Here is a 20,116-nt window from a genome sequence, read left to right on the forward strand (position 1 = left end):
GGTGTTTGGACTATTGAAATAAGGCGTATCGCCAGATTTTAGAATGCTTCGAGGGCTAGTAAAAAACGGGGAAATAAAACATTCTATCCATAATAGTCATAAAATTCGTGATTTATGCAACACAATTTCCTTAAATATTGCATAATTCATCACCTGACGAGCAATCAAAATTCACGTCTAGTCAAAATGACCATTGATTAAACTAGGTCCTGTAAGCCAAAATGTATGGGCGATTCAAAAGTCTATTTTCGCTCCACGGATGCATGATCTCCTGAGATGCTTAGGCGAACGATTTTCACAACACGCCACGTGTAGGCCCGCTCCTGCGATGCCTGAAAATACTTCACTTTTTTCAAGGGTTTCGAAAAGGGGCGGTGTTGTGCGGAATAGCCGGGGACGACCAACCCCGGGGCTCAATCCAAACTTAACAAACCGAACCCCAACCCAACTGCGTGAAAACCAACCTTGTTCTCATCCTGACCGCGACCCTCATGCCTCTGCTCAGCGGAACCGCCCTCGCGGGTGAAAAGACCACCGTCTTTAACAACCGCGGCCAAGTCACCGCCACAGTCAATGCCGTCAACGCCCGCCCCGCCGCTGCTCCAGCCACAGAAAAGAAACTCGTCTGGAACAATCGCGGTCAGCTCATCGCCGTCGTGCAGGTCCCTGCCCGCTAACTCGGCGTGAACGTGTTGAAGCTTCTGGAGCAGAGACCATCTTAACTCCGCCCATGAACTCACACCCCGTCCCCTGCCCGCACGAAACCTGCGGGCGGGGGACACCTCAGCCATGAACGATAAACAGTTAGACTTACTTCTCAAAGCCGCGGATCTCCCCTCCGTTGCCCAGCCTTCCTTTACCCGGGATATCTGGCGTGACATCGAGCACCGCCAACTCGGTGACAGCCGAGCTCCATGGTTAGACTCGCTGCTCGATCTCCTCGCCATGCCTAAACTCCGATTGGCCGTCTGGGCCGTCGCTCTGAGCGGAGGCATCTTTGCAGGCATCCGCAGCAGTCTCCAGCCTGCTGATCCAGTCGCCATCTACGCCCACGCTATCAATCCTCTGGCCCCCTCGATGACCCCATGAGAAATGCCGGAGTACAAACGATGATGACCGCCCTACTATTGGGGATCATCGCCTTCCTGGTCGCACGTGGAGTGCTCAATCATCAACGCCAGAAAAACTTTGCCCAGAACATCCATGCGCTCGAGCAAGACACCCCTGCCTTGCTGGCCTGGATGAAAACAGATCTCGGCCTAACCGACGATGAATTCGCTCGCGAGTGCCGTATTCACGATGAACACATGGTCGAATACCGGCGGCTGTGCGATGAAATGCAAGCCTCGCGTGAACGCTTAAAAACAGCCTTGCAGGAAAGCCAAAATCTCAGTGACGAAGGCCAAGCCGCCGCCATCAAGGACTATGAAGATCATTTCGAAGCCTGCGAACGCGCCGTGATCCAACATGTGAAGCATGTCGCCGCAGCCATGAACCCAAAAGCGGGACAGACCTATCTCACGATGATGCTGCCGCATCTCTTCCCCGATCACGAAAACATCCGTCTGAACAACGAGCCCCCCACTCAGACCCCTTGATACACGACGCCGATACCAGCGCCATGCAAAGGCTAGCGGGCGGTGAAGATACCGCTCTCAACGAAATCATTCATCGCTGGCAGGATCGCCTGATCTCCTTCCTCTGGCACATGAGCCATGACCAGATCGTGGCACGTGATTTGGCCCAGGAAACCTTCGTTCGTCTCTATCAGAACAGGCATCGCTACCGGCCTCATGCGCCGTTTGCGTCTTATCTCTTTCAAATCGCGCGTAACCTTCTTTTCAACCACGTGCGCTGGAGCAAGCGCCATCCGTCGGAGTCCTTAGAGTTTCTGTCTGACGAAGGCTTCGATCCCGAGGGAAACGAGCCCTCCCCGGATAAAGCCATGGTGGGAACCGAGACGATTCATCAAGTGAGACTGGCCATCGCGGATCTACCTGACGAACTTCGCGAAGCCTTCATCTTATTTACGTATCAAGACCTGAGTTATCGCGAGATCAGCGCCACCCTCGGTTGCTCGGAAAAAGCCGTGGAAACCCGCATTTACCGGGCGCGCCAGATTTTGAAGGAAAAGCTGAGCTCCCTCGTGCCCTCCGCTTAGTCTGAAAAGGAGGCTTTGTGTGAGGCATGAAGCAAAGCTTGATCAAGAAGCTTCATCCATACGTTTTAGTGGTCCTATCCGACCATGAAATCGCTTCTTGCCGCTCTACCGATCACCTTGCTTCTGGGCTGTCCGCTCCGTGCCGCTCCAATCGAGTTTACGGTTCAGGGTTCAGAGACCCCACGGACGAATGCAATTGTCTCCTTTCAGGCCCCTCAGGAGTGGCAAGGCATTCACCTGATTTCCACGCCGGGGAGCTCGGCGCACTCCACGCTCCAAGTGGATGAAATGGGGAGTGCCGTGATGATTCTGCCTCAAATTGGGTCCAACGAGACCCTGACATTCACGGCGACGAACTCGAACACGCCCCCACCGCCCTCTCAAATCACAGTCGAGAAGGAAGGAAACGTTCTCCATTTCCGTCGTCGGAACGGGGAGAAAACACACCCCATCCTGGATTATCAAATGGAGGCGGGGGCTGTTCCTGAAGGTGTCCCCAACGTTTTTGCCCACGGGGCGCATCTTCATCCGGTCTATTCGCCGAGTGGAAGGATCGTCACAGGCAATCATCCAGCCGACCATCGCTGGCATCGCGGGATCTGGATGGCCTGGACAAAAACCGAATTCGAAGATCAACACCCTGATTTTTGGAATCAGGGCAAAGGCGAAGGTAAGGAGAAAGTCAGCGACCGCATCCTGGCTGAAGTGCGCTTTGATTCTCTGGAAAGAAGCTGGAGCGGCCCCGTGCAGGCAGGTTTCGTCAGCCATCACCAGTTTCTGGATCACCATGACGGCACTCGGGAGGTCTTGAACGAGACTTGGGAGATGACCGTTTACGATCTCGGCCCAGCTTATGTGGTGGATCTTATCTCCACTCAAACCTGTGCGGGGCAGTCCCCACTGCATCTCCCTCAGTATCACTACGGCGGCCTAGGGGTGCGCGGACCCGCCTCGTGGGACCCCGTGGATCAGGTTTCCATGCTGACCAGCAATGGCGATAACCGGGCCAAGGGTGACTCCACCAAGGCCAAGTGGGTGCGCATGAGTGGCGATGTCGAGGGTCAAGAGACAGGCCTCGCCATCTTGATTCATCCCGACAACTTTCGCTTCCCGCAGCCGCTACGACTCAACCCCAAAAATCCCCAACTATGCATTGCGCCGTCTCAGGATGGCGACTGGAGCATCCAGCCTGGGCAGCCCTATGTTTCCAAGTATCGTTTGATCATCCGCGATGGAGCCTCCGATCCGCTGGCGTTGGAGAAGGACTGGCAATCCTATGCTCAGCCGCTGAAGGTGACCGTGAAGTGAATGGCAGCAACGGTCGAGGATGCCGATGGTGAAAACACTCGTCTGAGGGCGAATGACCTCAGACCTTGACCCTTCGCCTCCTCTTGACACCTTAGCCCCATGCTTCTCAACCACGGCATTCATCTCGGCTACTGCACCAACATTCATCGCGGCGAAACGTGGGAAGAGACGTGGCGTGGGCTGAAGGAATCCACACTGCGCGTCAAAGACCGAGTCAGTGATGGCAAGCCCTATGGCATCGGCCTGCGACTCAGCAACCAAGCCTCCGTTGAGCTCCTGGTTCCAGGAAAACTGGCGGAGTTTAAAGACTGGCTCGCCGCCAACAATTGCTATGTTTTCACCATCAATGGCTTCCCCTACGGCTCCTTCCACGGCACCCGGGTGAAGGAACAGGTTTTCCTGCCCGATTGGAGTTCCAAAGAACGCCTGGAATACACCAATCGACTCTTCGATATCCTGGCCCAGCTCTTGCCTCCCGGCGCTAGTGGCAGTGTCAGCACGCTACCGGGATCTCACAAGACTTTTAAAATCGGCACCGAGGAGATCAACGCCATTTTTGAAAACGTCCGGCTCTGCCGCGAGCACATTGAGAAAGTCAGCAGCGCGACCGGGCACGACTTGCACCTGGGTTTTGAACCCGAGCCTCTCGGTCTTTTCGAAACCAGTGGCGAAGTCCTCAAATTTTTTGGCCTCTATTACGACCGCCATCCGCAGGATAAAGACTTCTTCAAATTTATCGGCCTCAACTACGACACCTGCCACCTGGCCATCGAGTATGAGACACCCAAGCGCGCCCTCTCTCGCATCACGGGGGCAGGCATTCGCCTGAGCAAACTCCACTTCAGTTCTGCACTGAAGCTCAAACCCACCCCTGAAATGGTGGAAAAACTGCGCGCTTTTGATGAGCCCGTTTATTTCCATCAGGTCATTGCAGACTACGGCCCCACGACTCCGCTGCGTAGGTTCAAGGACCTTCCAGATGCCCTTCAGTTCGCTCAGACTAACCCCGATCAAGTGGGTGAGGAGTGGCGTGTTCACTTTCACATCCCCCTCCATGCCCAACCAACAGGCGGATTCGAAAGCACCCGCGATCATATCGAAGGAGCGATGGATTGGCTCAGCCAAAACCCCACCAAATGCCAACACATCGAAATGGAGACCTACACCTGGGAAGTCCTCCCCGGCGACCTCCATACCGGCGACGTGGTGGATCAACTGGTCAAGGAATACGAATGGACGTTGGGTGAGATGAAAGAACGCGGATTGGTGGTCTAGAGAGCGAGTCACCTCTCGCTTTCCATCACTCGCGCTTTGGCCAAGACCAATCTGCCTAACAAGGCCGTTCGTCCCAAGTCCACCGGCGGCTGGGCAGTTTCGGCCAGCCTCGCCAGCTCAAGGTTGAGATGCTGCATCTCCGTCTGTCGGCCGCAGCGCAAATCTTGCAGCGTCGAAATCAAAACGCCTTTCGAACCCTGGCTGATCGCCAGAAGGCGCTCCATCAAGGCAGCTTCGGTTAAGCCCACACCGCAGCACCGTGCTAACACAAGACATTCACCCACGATCTGCCGCCCCATTTCCAAAACTTGGGCATCCCGAGCAAAAACACCATTGTCGGTTTCCAGCAACGGACAGATGGAGTTAAAAACAGCATTCAGGATCGTCTTACTCCAGATCTGCTCGAGGATCTTACTCTCGACATGAAAAGGAAAAATCCGCGTATGCAGGGCTGCGACCGTTTCTTCCAGACCCGTGGCAGTCCCCCGGACAAGCCCAATGGGCGAGGATGCGACGAAACGAAACAACACCTCCTCTTCAGAGGTCTTCTGACCTGTCCCATACAACACGCACCGATAGATCGCCTCCACATTGAGGGAAGTCCACACCGCTTCCACACCCAAGCCATTCTGCATAATGACGATCTTCCCGCGAACCTGTTTAGCGCCCAATGCATCCGCGATGGCGGTATTCGAGTGAGCTTTGGCAGCCACGACGATGAGTCCCTCTAAAACCTCCAGCGCGTCCAATGACATCACCCTTAGTTTGACTTCGTGGCGTCCTTCATGCCCGTCTGTGAGTGTGACAATCTGCCACTCGGAGGTGGGCGCTGCCTGCTTCCTGGTCCGCACGAGACACACCTCTCTCCCGGCAAGACTCAGGCTGACCGCCAAAGCCATGCCCACCGCTCCACCGCCCAAAATATACACTCGCGGATGTTCGTTCGATGGATGGAGCGCACTCATGATCTCGTTAAATTGGATTTGCTGGAACCAAGCAGCCTTTGCCTCCTCATTCCAATCAGCTTCGCCAATGACCGTATCAGGAAAACGAATCGCATTGCCTCGTGACTGCGGATGAATGGATGCTTGCCCTCCTCAGCATCGCTCCTCTATCTTCCTCACCGAGAACTCGAACTGTACTGCCATGAACACCGAACCGCCTCCTTTTGGTGACCCGACTAACATTCAGCGTGAAAACGCAGCGGCAGTGCGCAAGGGCTTTGCCATGGGCTGCGGAGGCTGTCTCGCGATCATCTTGGCTGCCATTCTCTTTGGAGCCGGGATCTTTGGCATTGTCCTTTATGCGATCCGCTCTTCCGATCCGGTGCAGATGACGCTGCAAGCCGCCAATCAGTCGGCCGAGCTGAAAGAAGAGCTCGGAGAGCCCATCACCATGGGCTGGTTCATGCTCGGAAGCATCAGCACGGAGAATGACCATGGGGTGGCCGATCTCTCACTCAGTCTCGCAGGCCCCGACGGCAATGCCGACGTCCACGTCCAAGGCGAAAAGAAAGAAGGCACCTGGTACTTCTCCAAAATGGAGGCCATCACCCCCTTGGGCAAACAGGTGGATTTGCGGAAAGAATCTGCCGTGCCTGCGATCAAGTGAGCGCCACGGGCTGCGGCAGCGGTCCTTCGTTTTGATAAACGGTGGGGTCTGGCACCCCTGCTCTCATAAAGGATTCCCGCCGCTCCACACAGGTGCCGCAGACGCCGCATTGCAGATCCTCCCCTTTGTAGCAACTCCAGGTTCTGCCAAAGTCCACTCCCAGCTCATGCCCGAGACGGACGATGTCTGTTTTGTTCTTATCAATGAAGGGACGCATGAGTTCGGTCCGCGCATAGGTCCCCTCGCGCATGGCATCACCAATCGCCTTCATGAAGGGCTCTCGACAATCGGGGTAAATCGCGTGGTCACCTGAGTGCGCGGCGATCACCAGGGCATCCACATTGCGGGATTCCGCAATCCCGCAGGCGATGGCCAGCATGATGCCATTGCGGAAAGGGACCACGGTGCGTTTCATATTATCGTCCGCGTAGTGCCCCTCAGGGATGCTGCCGCCGCTTTTCAGCAGGTCAGATTGGAAAAGGTCATTCACAAATGGCAGCGCTACTGTGTCATGCGGGATGTCGAGTTGCGAGCAATGCCACAAGGCTAAAACGATCTCTTTGTCGTTATGCTTGGAGCCATAATCAAAGCTCACCGCACCCACCACCTCATGGTGCTGGCGGGCCCAATAGAGCGCAACGGTGGAATCCAGACCGCCGCTGAGGAGGATGATAGCTTTCGACATAAATAGGCAGGTTGGGGAGAACGAATCCAAAAAGACAGCAAGCTTTAGGCCTAACGACCTATTTCCTCGCTTTTCCTCAATGGGTGCTCAGGGAGGCCACCGGCCACTCCAGCGTAGTCTCGGGGTTCGGATAGCGGGCCTCACAGGTGAGTTGGATACCTCCGCGCGAAACGAAACGCCCGCGCACGATCACTTGGCGGGGCGCACAAGCTTGGACCAAATCGTCCAGGACGCGATTCACGATCACCTCGTTGAACGAGGCGTGGTTGCGGTAGCTGGCGAGATAAAACTTCAGAGATTTGGTTTCCACGCAGCGCTCATTCGGAATGTAAAGAATCTCCAAATGGGCGGCATCGGGTTGACCCGTCACGGGGCACAGCGAGCTGAAATCCGGGGCACTCAGGTGGATGGTATAGTTACGGCCAGGGGTGCGGTTAGGGAAAGTCTCCAGAGCGGCTTCGTCGGGAGAGGCAGGTAGCTTGTGCTCAGAACGGCCCAGGAGGGTGATGTCTGCGGTCAGGGGGTCGGACATGGGGTGGCAATGTGCTGGAAACGAGGCTCCTCGCAAGCGCCCATCTATCCCAGCCCCACCTTCTTTTCGTATTCCCGCCACAATCGCTCGATCGCCTCCTCGGGATCTTCCAGCATCATTCCCTCCCGAATCTTACTGGCGTAAATGCCGAAGGAGAAAGGACTCACGACAGGCACATCCACCAGATGCCAGTCCAGCAACGCTGCTCTCTCCAGGTAGGCCATCGCTCGTGGCAGATCTAAAAAAGTATGGGTGGCCTCTCGGTAGGCCTGCGTCAGCATGGGATGATCCGGCTCGTGTTCAGAGAGCACTCGAAACAGGATTTCCGTGCTCCATCGCAGTTGCTTGATCTTCCGCTCCTGCCCTGGACGGTTGCGCGAGATCATTAGACCAGTTTGCGCCACCCCACGAAAATTCCACTTCACCAGTTCACTCTGCTGAAGTGCCGTCTGCATGCAGGCCTCCGCATCCTGGGGACTAAACAGCAGCTTCCAGTCTTCCAAACCAAGGTCTTGAAAAGATTTCAGCGCGAGCAGAAAACCGTAATCGTCGATGGTGACCATCGCATTGCCTCCCACCGCTTCTTTAACGCGCTGAGCGATGATCCGACTCAACGCATCATTGGCACTGCGACCGATGAGCGTATGAAAAAAGAACTGCACCAGATCTGCCTCTCTTCCCTCTCGGTCATCCACGAACCGCTCGATAAGAAGGCTGTCCTGCGTCGGAATGCGTGAAACACGAAGCTGGTTATGACAATGCTTGACGATCGCCTGAGCATTGCTGCTGGAGATTTCGTAACGCTCCACAAGCCAATCCCAGATTTCTTCATCGGCATCGCGACCTAACCTCTCCGCTAAATCTGTCCGCAGACTGGCGACCTCACGAGCTAAACCCGAGCTCAAGGGCATTTTGTTCGCGTTCCAGGCAGGAACGGTGGGCAACCGACCCACCGCATCCTCCACACGCGCCTCCGCCACCCCCGTCTCCACCAACCTCACTGTGCGACCCGCCAGGACAAAGATATCTCCGACCTTCAACCCCTTCATGAAGGATTCCTCCACCGATCCCAGCCGCCGCTTGCCTAACAACACCGTGACCATCCCCTCCGTGTGGATGGTGCCGATGTTCGCCAGATACTCACGCTCGACTCGGCGGCTTGGAATGGCGAGTTGGTCGCCAATCCACCTGATCTTGCCAAAATTCTCTCGGTACTGTCCCTCCAGCGACCGTCCGCCACCTTCGAGGTAGTTCAAGACACGGTCCAACTCCTCTTCGGTGAGGTCTCTAAAAGGGTAAGCAGCCCCCACGGTGGTGCATACTTTTTCCCTCGTGTAACCTCCCTCCATGGCCATACCCACCAGGTGCTGAGCCAACACGTCCAAGGGCTTTTCCAGCACCCGCACCGGGTCCAGCTTGACCGCTCGGGTCATCTCCGCACACACCACGCACTCCATCAGATCATTCACGTTCGTAGCCACCAAAATGCCGTGACTGGAGGCGTGAATGCTATGCCCGCTTCGGCCAATTCGTTGGAGCGCTCGGCTGATGCCCTTGGGGGTTGAGATCATCACCACACAGTCCACACTGCCAATATCAATGCCCATCTCCAGGCTCGTGCTACAAACAACCGCCCGCAGCTCTCCCTGCTTCAGACGATCCTCCACTTCCAATCGCACATCACGATCCAAGGAGGCATGATGGGCCTCGATCTTTTCAGACAATTTGGGCAGGGCGTTTTTCAGCCGATGCGTGATGCTTTCCGTGGCACTGCGTGTATTGCAAAAGATAATGACACTCCGGTTCCGCTCCACAATCTGAGCGATGTCCTGCATCACCCGTTGCGCAGTGTACCCCGCAGGCGGGTAAGGATCTCTTCGCAATGGCGACATCACCTCCACCCGGCGATTTTTCTCCAATCGTGCTTCGACGATTTCACAAGAATGTCCCTTCCCCACCAGCAACTCAGCGAGCAATGGCAGTGGTGCCGCTGTCGCTGACAAACCAATGCGGACCAAGCGCCCATCCTGACCGACCCGGCGATTTTCCATTCTCTCCAAACTCAACGTTAGGTGAGCTCCGCGTTTGTTTTCCGCCAACGCATGCAGTTCATCGACAATGACGAATCGAACCTGTTCGAGCCAAGGAGCCCAAGATGCCTGAGGCAGCAGAATCGCTAAACTCTCCGGTGTAGTTAGAAGGATGTGCGGAGGCTTACGCTTGAGTTTGGCTCTCTCTGCAGCAGACGTATCCCCGGTTCGTAATCCCACACGAATGACTTCTGTCAGCCCCATCCCTTCCAAGGGAGCCATCAGGTTCTTTTGAATGTCATAAGTCAAAGCCCTCAGGGGGGAGACATAGACTGCATGAATACCATCGCTCAACCTGCCGGCCTCATGAGACCTCACGAGGTGATCCAACACCCCGAGGAAACCGGCCAAGGTCTTACCACTCCCCGTGGGAGATGACAGCAATGCCGACTGACCCGCCAGGATGTGGGGTAAGGTGAGTTCTTGGGCCTCGGTTAGTTTTCCAAATGACTGCGCTATCCACGCCTGCAACCGACCGTGCAGTGAGGACAATACCGGTGATACCGGTTCAGTCACTGAGGTTCTGGAAGACTTCCGACGTGGCATGGCGAAGCATACGTCTCAGCCGGGACGCAAGTCCATCATGACTACCGTTCAAAAGGATCATTTCATCAGCAGCCAGCCCAGGAGATTCATCAGATCTTGTTCTGGAATCGTCTGCCCGAAGATAGGAGGCATTAAAGACATGGGGGTGACATCGTCTCTAGCTAGATCGTTTTTGGAGACTCGATGCTCCTGCCCCGCCGCATCCGCCAGAATAACGACCTGGCCAACTTCGGCTTTGAGGAAACCGCTCATCTGTGAGCCATCTTTCAGAGTCAGGGTGTGCAGATGGAAATGGGCATCCACATTGCGATTCGGGTCCAGAATGTCTTCGCACAATCGAGCGACACCCCGATTCCCGATACCATCAAGCTGGGGGCCAATAAGCCCACCGTTTCCACTCACCTGATGGCAGGCGGCGCAATGTGTCGCAAAGACCATCGCCCCCTTAGCCATATCGGGCTTAGCCTGAGCATAACCCGCGCTTCGTGCAGCGATCAAGGCATCGAGCTGCTGTCGTTGCTCTGGCGAAACTGGCAGTGCAGGCGGTGCTGGCCGTGGGGGAAAATACGGAGCCAACCGCCCACGCAAGGCCACCGGAGCGTGATGCTGCAAAAGCCTCGCAAGACTTCGCAATGAAGAACGTGCTTGTTCCTCCTGAGCAAAATCTTCCACCGCCACGACAGACGGTTCAATCCTTGCCACGCCGAGCCAGGCGTAAGCTTTGCCATTATCTCCATCCACAATCTCGAGTCTCGCTCGCTTACCCGAATGCGCTGTTAAATCCCACTCGACGAGTGAGCACTGATCGCTACGAGGTGGAAAAGCAGTCGCCAAAACAGAGCCCTTCTCAGCATCCACTAGCCTAACAATATTTTTATCATGGGGAGCTTGTTTGGGCAACCCGCGATGCCCATTGATCCAAATCCGAAGATGGCTCGGCAGCGCGAAACTTTTGGTATGGAGAATCCCCGTCAGGCGCTCCTCCATACCTCCTTTAGCCATACTCTGGAGAACTCGCGTTTCTTGCCCATCACTGCATGACCGATTGACCAGAGCCCAAACAGGTGGTGGCTCATTCTGCGGAAGCATTTCCCAACTTGCCTCTGGCAGCTTGGCCATCTGATCCAGAAGCCCCGTCGCTAATTCTTGCCCCCAAATCAGCAACTCTCGATGGGGAGGTGCACCGCGCTCACTCAGACCTTCCGACAACGCCTCCAGAGCGGGGAGTGCACTCGCTTCTTTCTGCTTCACGATGGCGATGACTTCCTGAAGGGTGGATTCATCCCCATAACGAGCCGCATGACGCAAAGCCTCGAGTGTCCACGAACCGCTGGTTTTAATCAGGCGGAGGATAAAAGCCGAAGCTTCGCTTCCTGGAACGGCACAGACGATCTCACGAATGAGCGGTGAGTCAGCCACATACTCAAAGGCACCTTTCATCTTTAAGTGATCTCGAATGGCGATCCGAAGAGCGTGCAAAAGTTGAACATCTGCTTTTGGAGTCTTCTGTTCCAGCTCGATCAACAACGGCAACGCGTCTAGGCGGGGTGTTTCCTGAAGAGCTGCCACCGCAGCTCGCTGAACAAAAGGCGATTGGGCAGCCAAACCCAAACGCCATTCTTTGAATTGAGGTCTCGAGATTTGTCGTGCTTGCAGCGATGCATTCTTCTTCACCACCCGCCAGATCCGGCCACGCTCTCGATCTCGCCCAGGATGATCCAAGGGAACTTCATAGTGTCCAATGATGCGATTATAGAAATCCGCGATGTACAATGCGTTGTCCGGACCGAGTTGGAGATCCACAGGCCGGAACCACGGGTCCGCACTCGTGATGAAGTCTGGTTTTTCATTCGCCTTGGGGGTGCTTCCCGAGAAAGAAATCTGATCGTGATTCACACGTGATGTCACCACATTGCCGACAAACATATGGTCATCCCACTCGGGTCCCCAAACGCCCCCATCGACGTAAGCGATACCACAAATCCCCGTGGAGCCATGCGTATGCTCGCACATCACAGGCGCAAAGCCTAAACCGTCGTGGGGTTTACCGAAGCTGGGATAATAGGCCCCGCGAATGAGTTGATAAATGGGAGCGCTGTGGCAGTCCGCACTGTAGAGATTGCCATACCGATCCCAGCACAAGCCGAAGGGATTCACCTGTCCCCAGGTCCAAGGTTCGACACGGGAACCATCGGGTCGGAAACGGAACACATTACCACTGTGGAGGTCCAAGCTGCTGCCATCTTTGGCTCTGAAGTGGCTGGTGTTATTGAAACCATGCGTGGCGTAAATCCAGCCATCCTGACCTAACCGAAAGCTGCTGCACATGCCGTGGGTGTCTTTTTCATAACCCAGTGGCCCCATGACCACTTCGCGTAAGTCGGCTTTTCCATCGCCATCGGTATCGGCGAAATACCAGATATTCGGAATGCTCCAGGCAATACAGCCCGTTTTGTGTTCAGGTTTATGCCAGGGCACCACACCCGTGGGGATATTCAAGCCATCAGCAAAGTCAGTGACCTTATCAGCGCGACCATCCCCATCCGTATCCTCTAGGATCTTGATGGCATCTCGGCTGTCCTTCACCCGGGTGCCCTGGGGATCAGACCAACGGCTTTGATCCGCGCAGTAAGGATACTCCACGGTCGAGCTCACCCACAGACGCCCCTGGGTATCAAAGGCCATGTTGATGGGCTTATTGATCATCGGCTCGCTGGCAAAAAGCTGGATTTCAAAACCCTCGGGCACGGTCAAAGCTGCAAGTTCTCGCTCAGCTGTCGTGGCCTCCGTCTCACGGACAAGGCGAGTATCTGCAGCCAGCGACACTCCAACCATCAGACCCATGATCAGCCATCCATTGAACGCAATTGAAGTGGGCATTATAAGAAAAGTATCACCATTGGAGACTAACCGACGAACTCCAAACCAACGTTCGTGAGAACTCCGTCCTTTGGACAACGTTTGGTGCTTCATGCGTTTTTTGATTGTCCTCCTGTCCCTGCTTATTCCGGCCTCACTCTCCTGGGCGGAGGCACCCCTTCGCATCGTGCTGGCAGGGGACTCAACGGTTGCAGCACGCACGAAGACGGACAAAGAAAGGCCTGACCTCACGGGCTGGGGTGAGCTTTTGCCTGTCTTTATGCCCAGGACCACCATCATCAATCACGCCCGAGGTGGGGCCAGTTCCAAGAGCTTCCGTAGCCTCGGTCTGTGGGACAGAGTCCTGGCCGAAAAACCCGATTACGTGCTGATCCAGTTCGGTCACAATGATCAACCCGGCAAAGGTGAACGCACCACCGACCCGAAGGGGGATTACCGGGATAACTTGAAGCGCTTCATCGAAGAAGTGCGTGGCGTCGGCGGTAAACCCGTGCTCATCACCTCTGTCGCCCGCAGAACCTTCGAAGACGGAAAGCTGGTTTCGACGCTTGGACCTTACGTTGAAGCCATGAAGGCCGTGGCCGCAGAAATGAAGGTCCCTGTCATTGATCTCCATCACACAAGCTTTCTCTTTTGCTCCCAGATGGGCGAAAAGTTCTGCCTGCGCTACGCCCCCTCCGCAACGGATCGCACGCATTTCAATACCGAAGGAGCACGCATCACCGCCCGGTTCGTGGCAGAAGGTCTACAACAAGAAGTGCCTGCACTGCGTCCCTATCTGCAATTGGTTCCACCTCCACCTGAGGAACTGCCTTTCGACGTTAACCTGGAGACCATCCATCGGGGTTACGATGGCGAGACCTGCTGGGTCCATCCGCGAGCAGGTGCCATTCCGGGGCCGACGCCGAGCGTGGTACTGACCATGCAAAAGCTCTTGCTCACGGGTAGCGATGTCTTTTTTGCCCTGAATGAGATGCGCACCGATGACCTGGGCAAAACCTGGAGTGAGCCCAAGCCTCACGAAGAAACTTTGGGTCGCCGAACCAAGCCGGACGGCACCATCATAGCCGCATGTGACTTCACCCCCAAATGGCATGCAAAATCCGGCAAGCTTCTCGGCACAGGTCACACGGTTCAGTATGAGAACAATAAGGTGATGCACAATCCTCAGCGCAGCACCGCGTATGCTGTGTATGATGAAAAGGAGCGCACTTGGTCTTCATGGAGCACTTTAGACATGCCCAAGGCAGCCAAGTTCTTTAATTCCGGCGCCGGCTGTGTGCAGCGTTTCGATCTCGAAAACGGCGATATTCTTCTACCCATCTATTTCAAAGGTGATGGTGACAAGTATTACAACGTCACGGTGTTGCGCTGTGCATTCGACGGCAAAACCTTGAAGTATATCGAGCAGGGCAATGACCTGAAATTAGAATCGGGACGGGGTGTCTATGAACCCTCACTCACCCGTTACCAAGGACGCTTTTACCTGACCCTGCGCAACGACACCGCCGCTTACGTCACCACCAGCGAGGATGGTCTGCACTATGGCCCCATCCAGCCATGGCAATTCGATGACGGCAGCGATCTCGGCAACTACAACACCCAACAGCATTGGGTGTCTCATAACCAAGGATTGTATCTGGCTTACAATCGCAAAGGATTGAACAACGACCACATAGTGCGTCACCGTGCACCGTTGGTCATGGCTCAGGTGAACCCGGAAACCCTTAAAGTGATCCGCTCCACCGAATGCATCCTGGTTCCAGAGCGTGGGGTCCGTTTGGGCAACTTCGCCGTCACCGAAGTGAACGAGAATGAGACCTGGGTCACCGTCGCGGAATGGATGCAAAACACGCCGCCCAATATCATCGTCCCACCCGATAACGCCTTTGGCGCGGACAACAGCGTCTATGTCGCGAGAATCCGATGGAAGAAGTGAGCCTATATAGCTTCACGCCTGCTATAACAGTGAAACCGGTGGCGTCTTAGCCCGCTCATACCCTTCATCCACCAGCAAGGCTCCAGACTTCGAAGCGGCCACGGCAATTTGATCACAGCGATTGTTGCCTTCATTCGAGGCATGGCCCTTCACCCAACGCAGCGTAACTTTGTGCTTTTCCAGCACCTTCAGCGCACGATCCCAGAGATCGGCATTCACAGCAGGTTGTTTATCGGCTTTGACCCAGCCACGTGCTTTCCAGCTCTTGGCCCAGTTTTTCTGAATCGCATCCACGACATAACGAGAGTCTGAATAAAGCGTGACCTCACAAGGGCGATTGAGCAGTTCGAGGCCTTTGATCAAGGCCAGCAACTCCATGCGATTGTTCGTCGTCTTGCGATACCCCTGTGAGAGTTCCTTGATGTGCTTGCCACTCTGGAGAAGCACTCCATAGCCCCCAGGGCCGGGATTGCCGCTGCAAGCGCCGTCGGTGTAGATGATCACGGAGGTCATGCTTCGCTAGCAAGGAGAGATTTCAACAGCTCCGCCAAACCAGTCGTATCCGGCAGCGTATGGGTGGCGGCGATCACATGGGGGTTCTCGCTTTCGATGCGAATGGTCACGGGCACCCCCGCATTCGTCCCCATCTGGATATCGCGATCTGCATCCCCGACCATGATGCAGCGGCTGAGATCGAGATCATGTTCCTCGGCGGCCTTAAGCAGCATTTCGGCACTTGGTTTGCGACAGGTACAACCGGGATCTTTGGAAAGGCATGTGCAAGCGTAGATGCCATCAAAAGCCGCGTCCTGCTCAGCCAAACGGGCCTGCATGCGAGCATGGATATCATCCAGCGTCGCTTGGGTCATAAGCCCCTTGCCCACCCCCTGCTGGCTGGTGGCCAGGACCGTGGCATAACCACGGGTTTTGCATAACTTCAGGGCATCAAGGATGCCTGGGCTGAAATGAAAATCCTCCCAGTCCAGAACATACCCCGGTCCTGGAGAAAGATTCACCACCCCATCACGATCAAAAAAAACAGCCGGACGACTCATTCAATAACAGATTCAAAGTTAGGCCAAACAGGCAGGCCTGCGATACAAACATTATCTCCAATGGGCAAAATAGAGACTTTATCCAAAGCGACAGACTGTGCCCACTCAGGTCCTGCCAAGACGGGCAAACCTGCCCCACATAGACGGGGCGCGATATACCAGCAGACCTCATCCACGCAATGCTCACGAAAAGCTTGTCCGAGGACATTGGCGCCCCCTTCCACCAGAACGCTGGTGATGCCTTGAGCTGCGAGGGCTTTAAGCGCATCTTTAAAGCTGAGGTCACGCAGCACCAGAGTCCGCATTTGATGCTCATCAGTGAACAAACGCGACTCCGCAGGCAAGTCCCCTCCACGTGTGAGCACCACTCGCCAGGGCTGCTCTTTGAGACTGCCATTGCGCAGGGTCAGGCGCGGATTATCTCGTCGCAAAGTTTCTGCCCCAATGAGGATGGCGTCCACCCGCGCACGCAACCCTTGGCTATGAGCCCGAGCCGCTTCGCTCGTGATCCATTGGCCTTCACCCGCAGGACGAGTGATTCGTCCATCCAGACTCTGTCCAGCTTTGGCAATCACATAGGGCAGCCCGGTGGTGATCCATTTGGCAAATGGACGCAAGAGGTCTTCACATGCCTCACGTAGCACGCCCCGCGTCACCGTCACTCCCACCGCTTCGAGCAGCTCTTGTGCACGCCCTGCGTGAGCGGGATTGGGATCGTCTGCCCCCCAAACGACTCTCTGAATGCCTGCGGACTGAATCGCCACCGTGCAGGCACCGGTGCGACCTTGCGTGCTACAGGGCTCAAGGGTTACGTAAATCGTCGCCCCGGCGATTTGGTCAGGCGCACGCTTCTGGGCATCTCTCAGCGCTTCGATCTCCGCGTGAGGTTGCCCAGCCTTTCGATGGTAGCCCTGGCCAATCATTTCCCCACCAGACACGATCACCGCCCCAACCGCGGGATTTGGACTGGTGAATCCGACTCCCTGCCGAGCTTGCTCGAGAGCAAGACTCATCCAGTGAGAGTCGGTTTCAGAATCGATCGTTGGCATGGTGTTGTTTTCCATAACGCGCTCCTTTTCATCCCACAAGGCAGGTTTCACAGGACTTGCTGACAGGGAAGCCTAGGCTTGACCGTACTGAGGGCTCTGTGTTGACTCCTGATTTCATGAACCGCCGCGATTTTCTCTACCAGTCTGCTTTCACCACGGCAGCCCTGACCGCTTCCAAACTGAAAGCCTCCACCTCGCGGCCCCTAATCGGGATGGACCACTTCGCGGTCCGTGGCACGGGCTGGAAGGCAGGGCAATTCATCGACTATGCCGCCAGCTTAAAGCTGGACACCTGCTTCATCTCGGAGCTGCATGTGTTTGAAAACTTCGAAGAAGCTTATCTGAAGAGCCTCAAAGAGAAGGCGGACAACGCCGGGCTGAAACTCTACGTGGGCACAGGCTGTGTGTGCCCCACCTCCAACACCTGGAAAGACACTTACGGCACGGCGGAGGATCACCTCGCTCTGACCATTCGTGTGGCGAAGGCCCTGGGCTCTCCCGTGGCTCGTTGTTACTTGGGCAATCAGAAGGACCGTAGCAGCGATGGCGGCATCCAGAAGCACATGGAGGAAACCGTCAAAGTCATCCAGGCCAACAAGTCTCGCGCCGAAGCTGAAGGCATCAAAATCGCCATCGAAAACCATGCGGGGGACATGCAGTCCGCAGAATTGAAAACCTTGATTGAAGCGGCAGGCAAAAGTTATGTCGGAGCCAATATTGACCCCGGAAACGCCGTGTGGGCTCTGGAAGAACCTCTGACACACCTGGAAGTCCTGGGGCCACTGACGGTCTGCTCCAGCGTCCGTGGCAGCATGGTCTGGGAAACTGAGGAAGGTGCCATGGTCCAGTGGACCGCCGTGGGAGAGGGCTTGGTGGATTTTAAAGCTTATGCCAAACGTTTTGCTGAGCTGGCCCCTGGCGTTCCTCTTCAGGTGGAGACCATCTCCGGCTTTGCCCGCCCCTTCGCATTTAAAAAAGACGAGTTCTGGAAACCCTTTCCGGAGAGCTATCGGGACTCAGCCAGTTTTGCCGCTTGGCTCGGCATGATGAAAAAAGGCCAGGAAATCCCCAGCTTCAAAGCCCCCGAAGGTCCCGAGAAAAAAGAGGCCGAAATCGCTTATCAGAAGGCCGAGCTGGAGCGAAGCACCTCCTGGCTACAGACTAATCTATAGAGTTTTTGAGGGCACCTTCAGGGTGTGATCTCGGACTTCGAATTTCAAAACTGAGAGGCAAAAAAGATCGGCTTCCCGAAAATTAAAGTTTACTTAATTATCTAGTATAGCTAAGTGGTGCCATAATTTTACGTGGCTGCCATGACTCTTTCTCCCGATACCCTGCGCCCCGAGACTCTGGCTGAATTAGAAGCTGGCCTACACCAAATGAAAACGGCCAACTACTTCCTACGAGTGGCCGTGGATCAGGTTCCAGAAGCGGTGATGATCCTGGAAGCCGAAACGCATGAGAAGTCCGGCCCCAAGGTTCTTTTCAGCAATGCCACAGCGGCCGCTTTGATTGGAGTCGAACCTGAGAAAGGGCTTCGCGGCATGGGGATCGCCGATCTCGCAGCCGGAGACATGGATGCATCCGTTCTTCTGGATGCCCTCAACCGTGCGGTGGAAAACGGGGGCGCTTACGAGTGCGAGGCGATGATCCAGAACTTCTACGGTCAACCTCCCCAACGCTGCCGCTGGCGCGTGCGCGCCGTTTTCAACAGCCTCCGCAAGCTTCTCAATTTCACCCTCGTCGTCACCCCCCTTCAGGGCAATTCCCGCGCCACCATGGCTGCCCTCCGCAGTGACGATCTCGACGCTCAATCAGAACAACTGAAGCAAGACAACTTGGCCGCTCTTGCTCAAGGCATTGCTCACGATGTCAATAATTTGTTAGGCCCAGTCACCATGCGCCTTTCAGATCTTCTCCAACAGGTGCAGGGGCAGCCTGCCTTGAAAGAAGAGCTTCAGCTCATCTTTGGCGGTCTCAAGCGAGCACGTCAGTTCACCTCCCAGGTGGTCACTGCATGCAAAGCCAAAACCCGCGAAAAGCAGCCGATCGATCTCGGTTCCATCATTCATGATACGGTGAAGTTTGCCGGCGCAGGCTCGAATGCTCACCTCCGAGTCCGTCTGGCCCCAGGGCTACGTTGGCCCATCGCCGATGCCGTGAAGATCAGTCAAGTCCTTCAGAATCTCATCCTCAACGGCATCCAATCCATGCCCCAAGGTGGCTACATGGACGTTGACGCTGAAAACGCCGACATTGGCCCCGGTGAAGACTCCATCTTAAAACCAGGCATGTATGTTCGGGTGGTCGTTCGTGACCGCGGTTGTGGTATCCCGCCCGAAAATCTGGAGCGCCTGTTCAAAGAGACCTTCACCACCAAGCCAGACGGTAATGGCATCGGCCTAACCACCTGCAAACTTTTTGTACATGCTCATGAAGGAGATATCCGCGTCTCCTCACGCCTGAACATCGGCACCGAATTCACGATTTATCTGCCTGCTGTTCCTGCAAAGGAGGCACCTGGCCATTCGGAAAAAGATCATGCCCCGGTGCCCTTGAAAAAAGGACAAGGTCGCGTGCTCATCGTGGATGATGAAGACGATCTCCGAAAGGTCGCCCAAATCATCCTCATGCGCTGCGGCTACGAGGTCCTCGAATGCGATAACGGTCAAGATGCCGTCAAGATCTATCAGAGCCTAGCCCGCACCGGCACACCGCCAGATGTCGTACTCATGGACTTGACCCTACGCGGTGGCATGAATGGCGGCGAGACTGCGGAAGAAATTTTGCGTTATGATCCTGAAGCACGCTTGGTCGTAACCAGCGGCAGCGTCAACGAAGATGTCCAGATGACCTTCCTGGAAAAAGGTTTCGTCGCCGTGCTGCCTAAACCTTACGAGGCAGGTGAACTCACCCAAGTCGTGCACCGCGTGGTGACGATGATGAGCCGTGCCTAAAGGCCTGTCGCCTAGCGACATGTCAGCC

Annotated in this window: 18 protein-coding genes; 10 read left to right on the top strand and 8 right to left on the bottom strand. The window is 55.5% G+C overall.

Annotated features, from left to right (window positions below):
• Positions 1-452: 452 nt before the first annotated feature.
• From B5D61_RS11575 to eboE, 6 genes are all read left to right on the top strand, one after another.
• Positions 453-677, top strand: a complete 225-nt coding sequence (locus B5D61_RS11575; protein ID WP_078813559.1) for a hypothetical protein — start codon at positions 453-455, stop codon at positions 675-677.
• A gap of 112 nt (positions 678-789) precedes the next feature.
• On the top strand, positions 790-1,089 hold the full coding sequence (locus B5D61_RS11580) for a hypothetical protein (protein ID WP_078813560.1): 300 nt from the start codon (positions 790-792) through the stop codon (positions 1,087-1,089).
• Between the two features lie 20 nt (positions 1,090-1,109).
• Positions 1,110-1,598 (top strand): hypothetical protein, encoded by a 489-nt coding sequence (locus B5D61_RS11585; RefSeq protein WP_078813561.1) that lies wholly within the window; start codon positions 1,110-1,112, stop codon positions 1,596-1,598.
• Entirely contained in the window at positions 1,595-2,161 is a 567-nt protein-coding gene (locus B5D61_RS11590) for an RNA polymerase sigma factor (protein ID WP_139373214.1), read from the top strand. The genes B5D61_RS11585 and B5D61_RS11590 overlap by 4 nt, the downstream gene beginning before the upstream one ends.
• Before the next feature lie 84 nt (positions 2,162-2,245).
• On the top strand, positions 2,246-3,469 hold the full coding sequence (locus B5D61_RS11595; protein WP_078813563.1) for a DUF6807 domain-containing protein: 1,224 nt from the start codon (positions 2,246-2,248) through the stop codon (positions 3,467-3,469).
• 99 nt (positions 3,470-3,568) lie between these two features.
• Positions 3,569-4,744: a metabolite traffic protein EboE gene (gene eboE / locus B5D61_RS11600; RefSeq protein ID WP_078813564.1), complete on the top strand. Its 1,176-nt coding sequence runs from the start codon at positions 3,569-3,571 to the stop codon at positions 4,742-4,744.
• An 8-nt stretch (positions 4,745-4,752) separates the two neighbouring features.
• Here the strand turns inward: eboE and B5D61_RS11605 are convergent, their stop codons facing one another.
• A complete protein-coding gene (locus B5D61_RS11605; protein WP_078813565.1) occupies positions 4,753-5,709 on the bottom strand; it encodes a ketopantoate reductase family protein in 957 nt (318 codons plus the stop codon).
• Between the two features lie 181 nt (positions 5,710-5,890).
• Between B5D61_RS11605 and B5D61_RS11610 the strand changes: the two genes are divergently transcribed.
• Positions 5,891-6,355 carry a cytochrome c oxidase assembly factor Coa1 family protein gene (locus B5D61_RS11610; protein WP_176159373.1) on the top strand — a complete coding sequence of 155 codons (465 nt, stop codon included), beginning with the start codon at positions 5,891-5,893 and terminating at the stop codon, positions 6,353-6,355.
• Here the strand turns inward: B5D61_RS11610 and queC are convergent.
• The 4 genes from queC to B5D61_RS11630 all read right to left on the bottom strand — a co-directional run bounded on the left by queC (position 6,348) and on the right by B5D61_RS11630 (position 13,088).
• Positions 6,348-7,040: a 7-cyano-7-deazaguanine synthase QueC gene (queC, locus tag B5D61_RS11615; protein WP_078813567.1), complete on the bottom strand. Its 693-nt coding sequence runs from the start codon at positions 7,038-7,040 to the stop codon at positions 6,348-6,350. The two genes, B5D61_RS11610 and queC, sit on opposite strands and share 8 nt — an antisense overlap.
• A 76-nt stretch (positions 7,041-7,116) precedes the next feature.
• Positions 7,117-7,572, bottom strand: coding sequence for a preQ(1) synthase (gene queF / locus B5D61_RS11620; RefSeq protein ID WP_078813568.1), 456 nt, complete (start codon positions 7,570-7,572; stop codon positions 7,117-7,119).
• Between the two features lie 44 nt (positions 7,573-7,616).
• Entirely contained in the window at positions 7,617-10,154 is a 2,538-nt protein-coding gene (locus B5D61_RS11625; protein WP_245846526.1) for a DEAD/DEAH box helicase, read from the bottom strand.
• Positions 10,155-10,265: 111 nt separating this feature from the next.
• Positions 10,266-13,088, bottom strand: coding sequence for a PVC-type heme-binding CxxCH protein (locus B5D61_RS11630; protein ID WP_176159374.1), 2,823 nt, complete (start codon positions 13,086-13,088; stop codon positions 10,266-10,268).
• A 91-nt stretch (positions 13,089-13,179) separates the two neighbouring features.
• Here B5D61_RS11630 and B5D61_RS25705 point away from each other — a divergent pair, with 91 nt between their 5' ends.
• On the top strand, positions 13,180-15,027 hold the full coding sequence (locus B5D61_RS25705) for a GDSL-type esterase/lipase family protein (protein ID WP_139373216.1): 1,848 nt from the start codon (positions 13,180-13,182) through the stop codon (positions 15,025-15,027).
• Between the two features lie 21 nt (positions 15,028-15,048).
• Here B5D61_RS25705 and rnhA read toward each other — a convergent pair whose 3' ends face one another.
• The 3 genes from rnhA to ribD are packed head-to-tail and all read right to left on the bottom strand — an operon-like array spanning position 15,049 to position 17,131.
• The gene (gene rnhA, locus B5D61_RS11640; RefSeq protein ID WP_078813571.1) at positions 15,049-15,540 is read right to left on the bottom strand and encodes a ribonuclease HI; all 492 of its coding nucleotides are present in this window, start codon (positions 15,538-15,540) and stop codon (positions 15,049-15,051) included.
• Entirely contained in the window at positions 15,537-16,082 is a 546-nt protein-coding gene (locus tag B5D61_RS11645) for a D-glycero-alpha-D-manno-heptose-1,7-bisphosphate 7-phosphatase (RefSeq protein ID WP_078813572.1), read from the bottom strand. Before B5D61_RS11645 ends, rnhA begins: the two co-directional genes overlap by 4 nt.
• On the bottom strand, positions 16,079-17,131 hold the full coding sequence (ribD, locus tag B5D61_RS11650) for a bifunctional diaminohydroxyphosphoribosylaminopyrimidine deaminase/5-amino-6-(5-phosphoribosylamino)uracil reductase RibD (RefSeq protein ID WP_078813799.1): 1,053 nt from the start codon (positions 17,129-17,131) through the stop codon (positions 16,079-16,081). Before ribD ends, B5D61_RS11645 begins: the two co-directional genes overlap by 4 nt.
• Before the next feature lie 116 nt (positions 17,132-17,247).
• On the opposite strand from ribD, the gene B5D61_RS11655 reads away from it, so the two are divergent.
• A complete protein-coding gene (locus B5D61_RS11655; protein ID WP_217698967.1) occupies positions 17,248-18,303 on the top strand; it encodes a sugar phosphate isomerase/epimerase family protein in 1,056 nt (351 codons plus the stop codon).
• Positions 18,304-18,444: 141 nt separating this feature from the next.
• Positions 18,445-20,088 (top strand): hybrid sensor histidine kinase/response regulator, encoded by a 1,644-nt coding sequence (locus tag B5D61_RS11660; protein WP_078813574.1) that lies wholly within the window; start codon positions 18,445-18,447, stop codon positions 20,086-20,088.
• Positions 20,089-20,116 lie beyond the last annotated feature (28 nt).

Source organism: Prosthecobacter debontii, from assembly GCF_900167535.1.
Lineage (GTDB): Bacteria > Verrucomicrobiota > Verrucomicrobiia > Verrucomicrobiales > Verrucomicrobiaceae > Prosthecobacter > Prosthecobacter debontii.

What these genes read in the sequence shown, in the direction of transcription:
- B5D61_RS11605 (WP_078813565.1), bottom strand. Translation starts at nt 5,709, where the DNA reads ATGAGTGCGCTCCATCCATCGAACGAACATCCGCGAGTGTATATTTTG.
- B5D61_RS11580 (WP_078813560.1), top strand. Translation starts at nt 790, where the DNA reads ATGAACGATAAACAGTTAGACTTACTTCTCAAAGCCGCGGATCTCCCC.
- B5D61_RS11660 (WP_078813574.1), top strand. Translation starts at nt 18,445, where the DNA reads ATGACTCTTTCTCCCGATACCCTGCGCCCCGAGACTCTGGCTGAATTA.
- queF (WP_078813568.1), bottom strand. Translation starts at nt 7,572, where the DNA reads ATGTCCGACCCCCTGACCGCAGACATCACCCTCCTGGGCCGTTCTGAG.
- B5D61_RS11655 (WP_217698967.1), top strand. Translation starts at nt 17,248, where the DNA reads ATGAACCGCCGCGATTTTCTCTACCAGTCTGCTTTCACCACGGCAGCC.
- B5D61_RS11630 (WP_176159374.1), bottom strand. Translation starts at nt 13,088, where the DNA reads ATGCCCACTTCAATTGCGTTCAATGGATGGCTGATCATGGGTCTGATG.
- B5D61_RS11595 (WP_078813563.1), top strand. Translation starts at nt 2,246, where the DNA reads ATGAAATCGCTTCTTGCCGCTCTACCGATCACCTTGCTTCTGGGCTGT.
- B5D61_RS11610 (WP_176159373.1), top strand. Translation starts at nt 5,891, where the DNA reads ATGAACACCGAACCGCCTCCTTTTGGTGACCCGACTAACATTCAGCGT.
- eboE (WP_078813564.1), top strand. Translation starts at nt 3,569, where the DNA reads ATGCTTCTCAACCACGGCATTCATCTCGGCTACTGCACCAACATTCAT.
- rnhA (WP_078813571.1), bottom strand. Translation starts at nt 15,540, where the DNA reads ATGACCTCCGTGATCATCTACACCGACGGCGCTTGCAGCGGCAATCCC.
- ribD (WP_078813799.1), bottom strand. Translation starts at nt 17,131, where the DNA reads ATGCCAACGATCGATTCTGAAACCGACTCTCACTGGATGAGTCTTGCT.
- queC (WP_078813567.1), bottom strand. Translation starts at nt 7,040, where the DNA reads ATGTCGAAAGCTATCATCCTCCTCAGCGGCGGTCTGGATTCCACCGTT.
- B5D61_RS11645 (WP_078813572.1), bottom strand. Translation starts at nt 16,082, where the DNA reads ATGAGTCGTCCGGCTGTTTTTTTTGATCGTGATGGGGTGGTGAATCTT.
- B5D61_RS11585 (WP_078813561.1), top strand. Translation starts at nt 1,110, where the DNA reads ATGATGACCGCCCTACTATTGGGGATCATCGCCTTCCTGGTCGCACGT.
- B5D61_RS25705 (WP_139373216.1), top strand. Translation starts at nt 13,180, where the DNA reads ATGCGTTTTTTGATTGTCCTCCTGTCCCTGCTTATTCCGGCCTCACTC.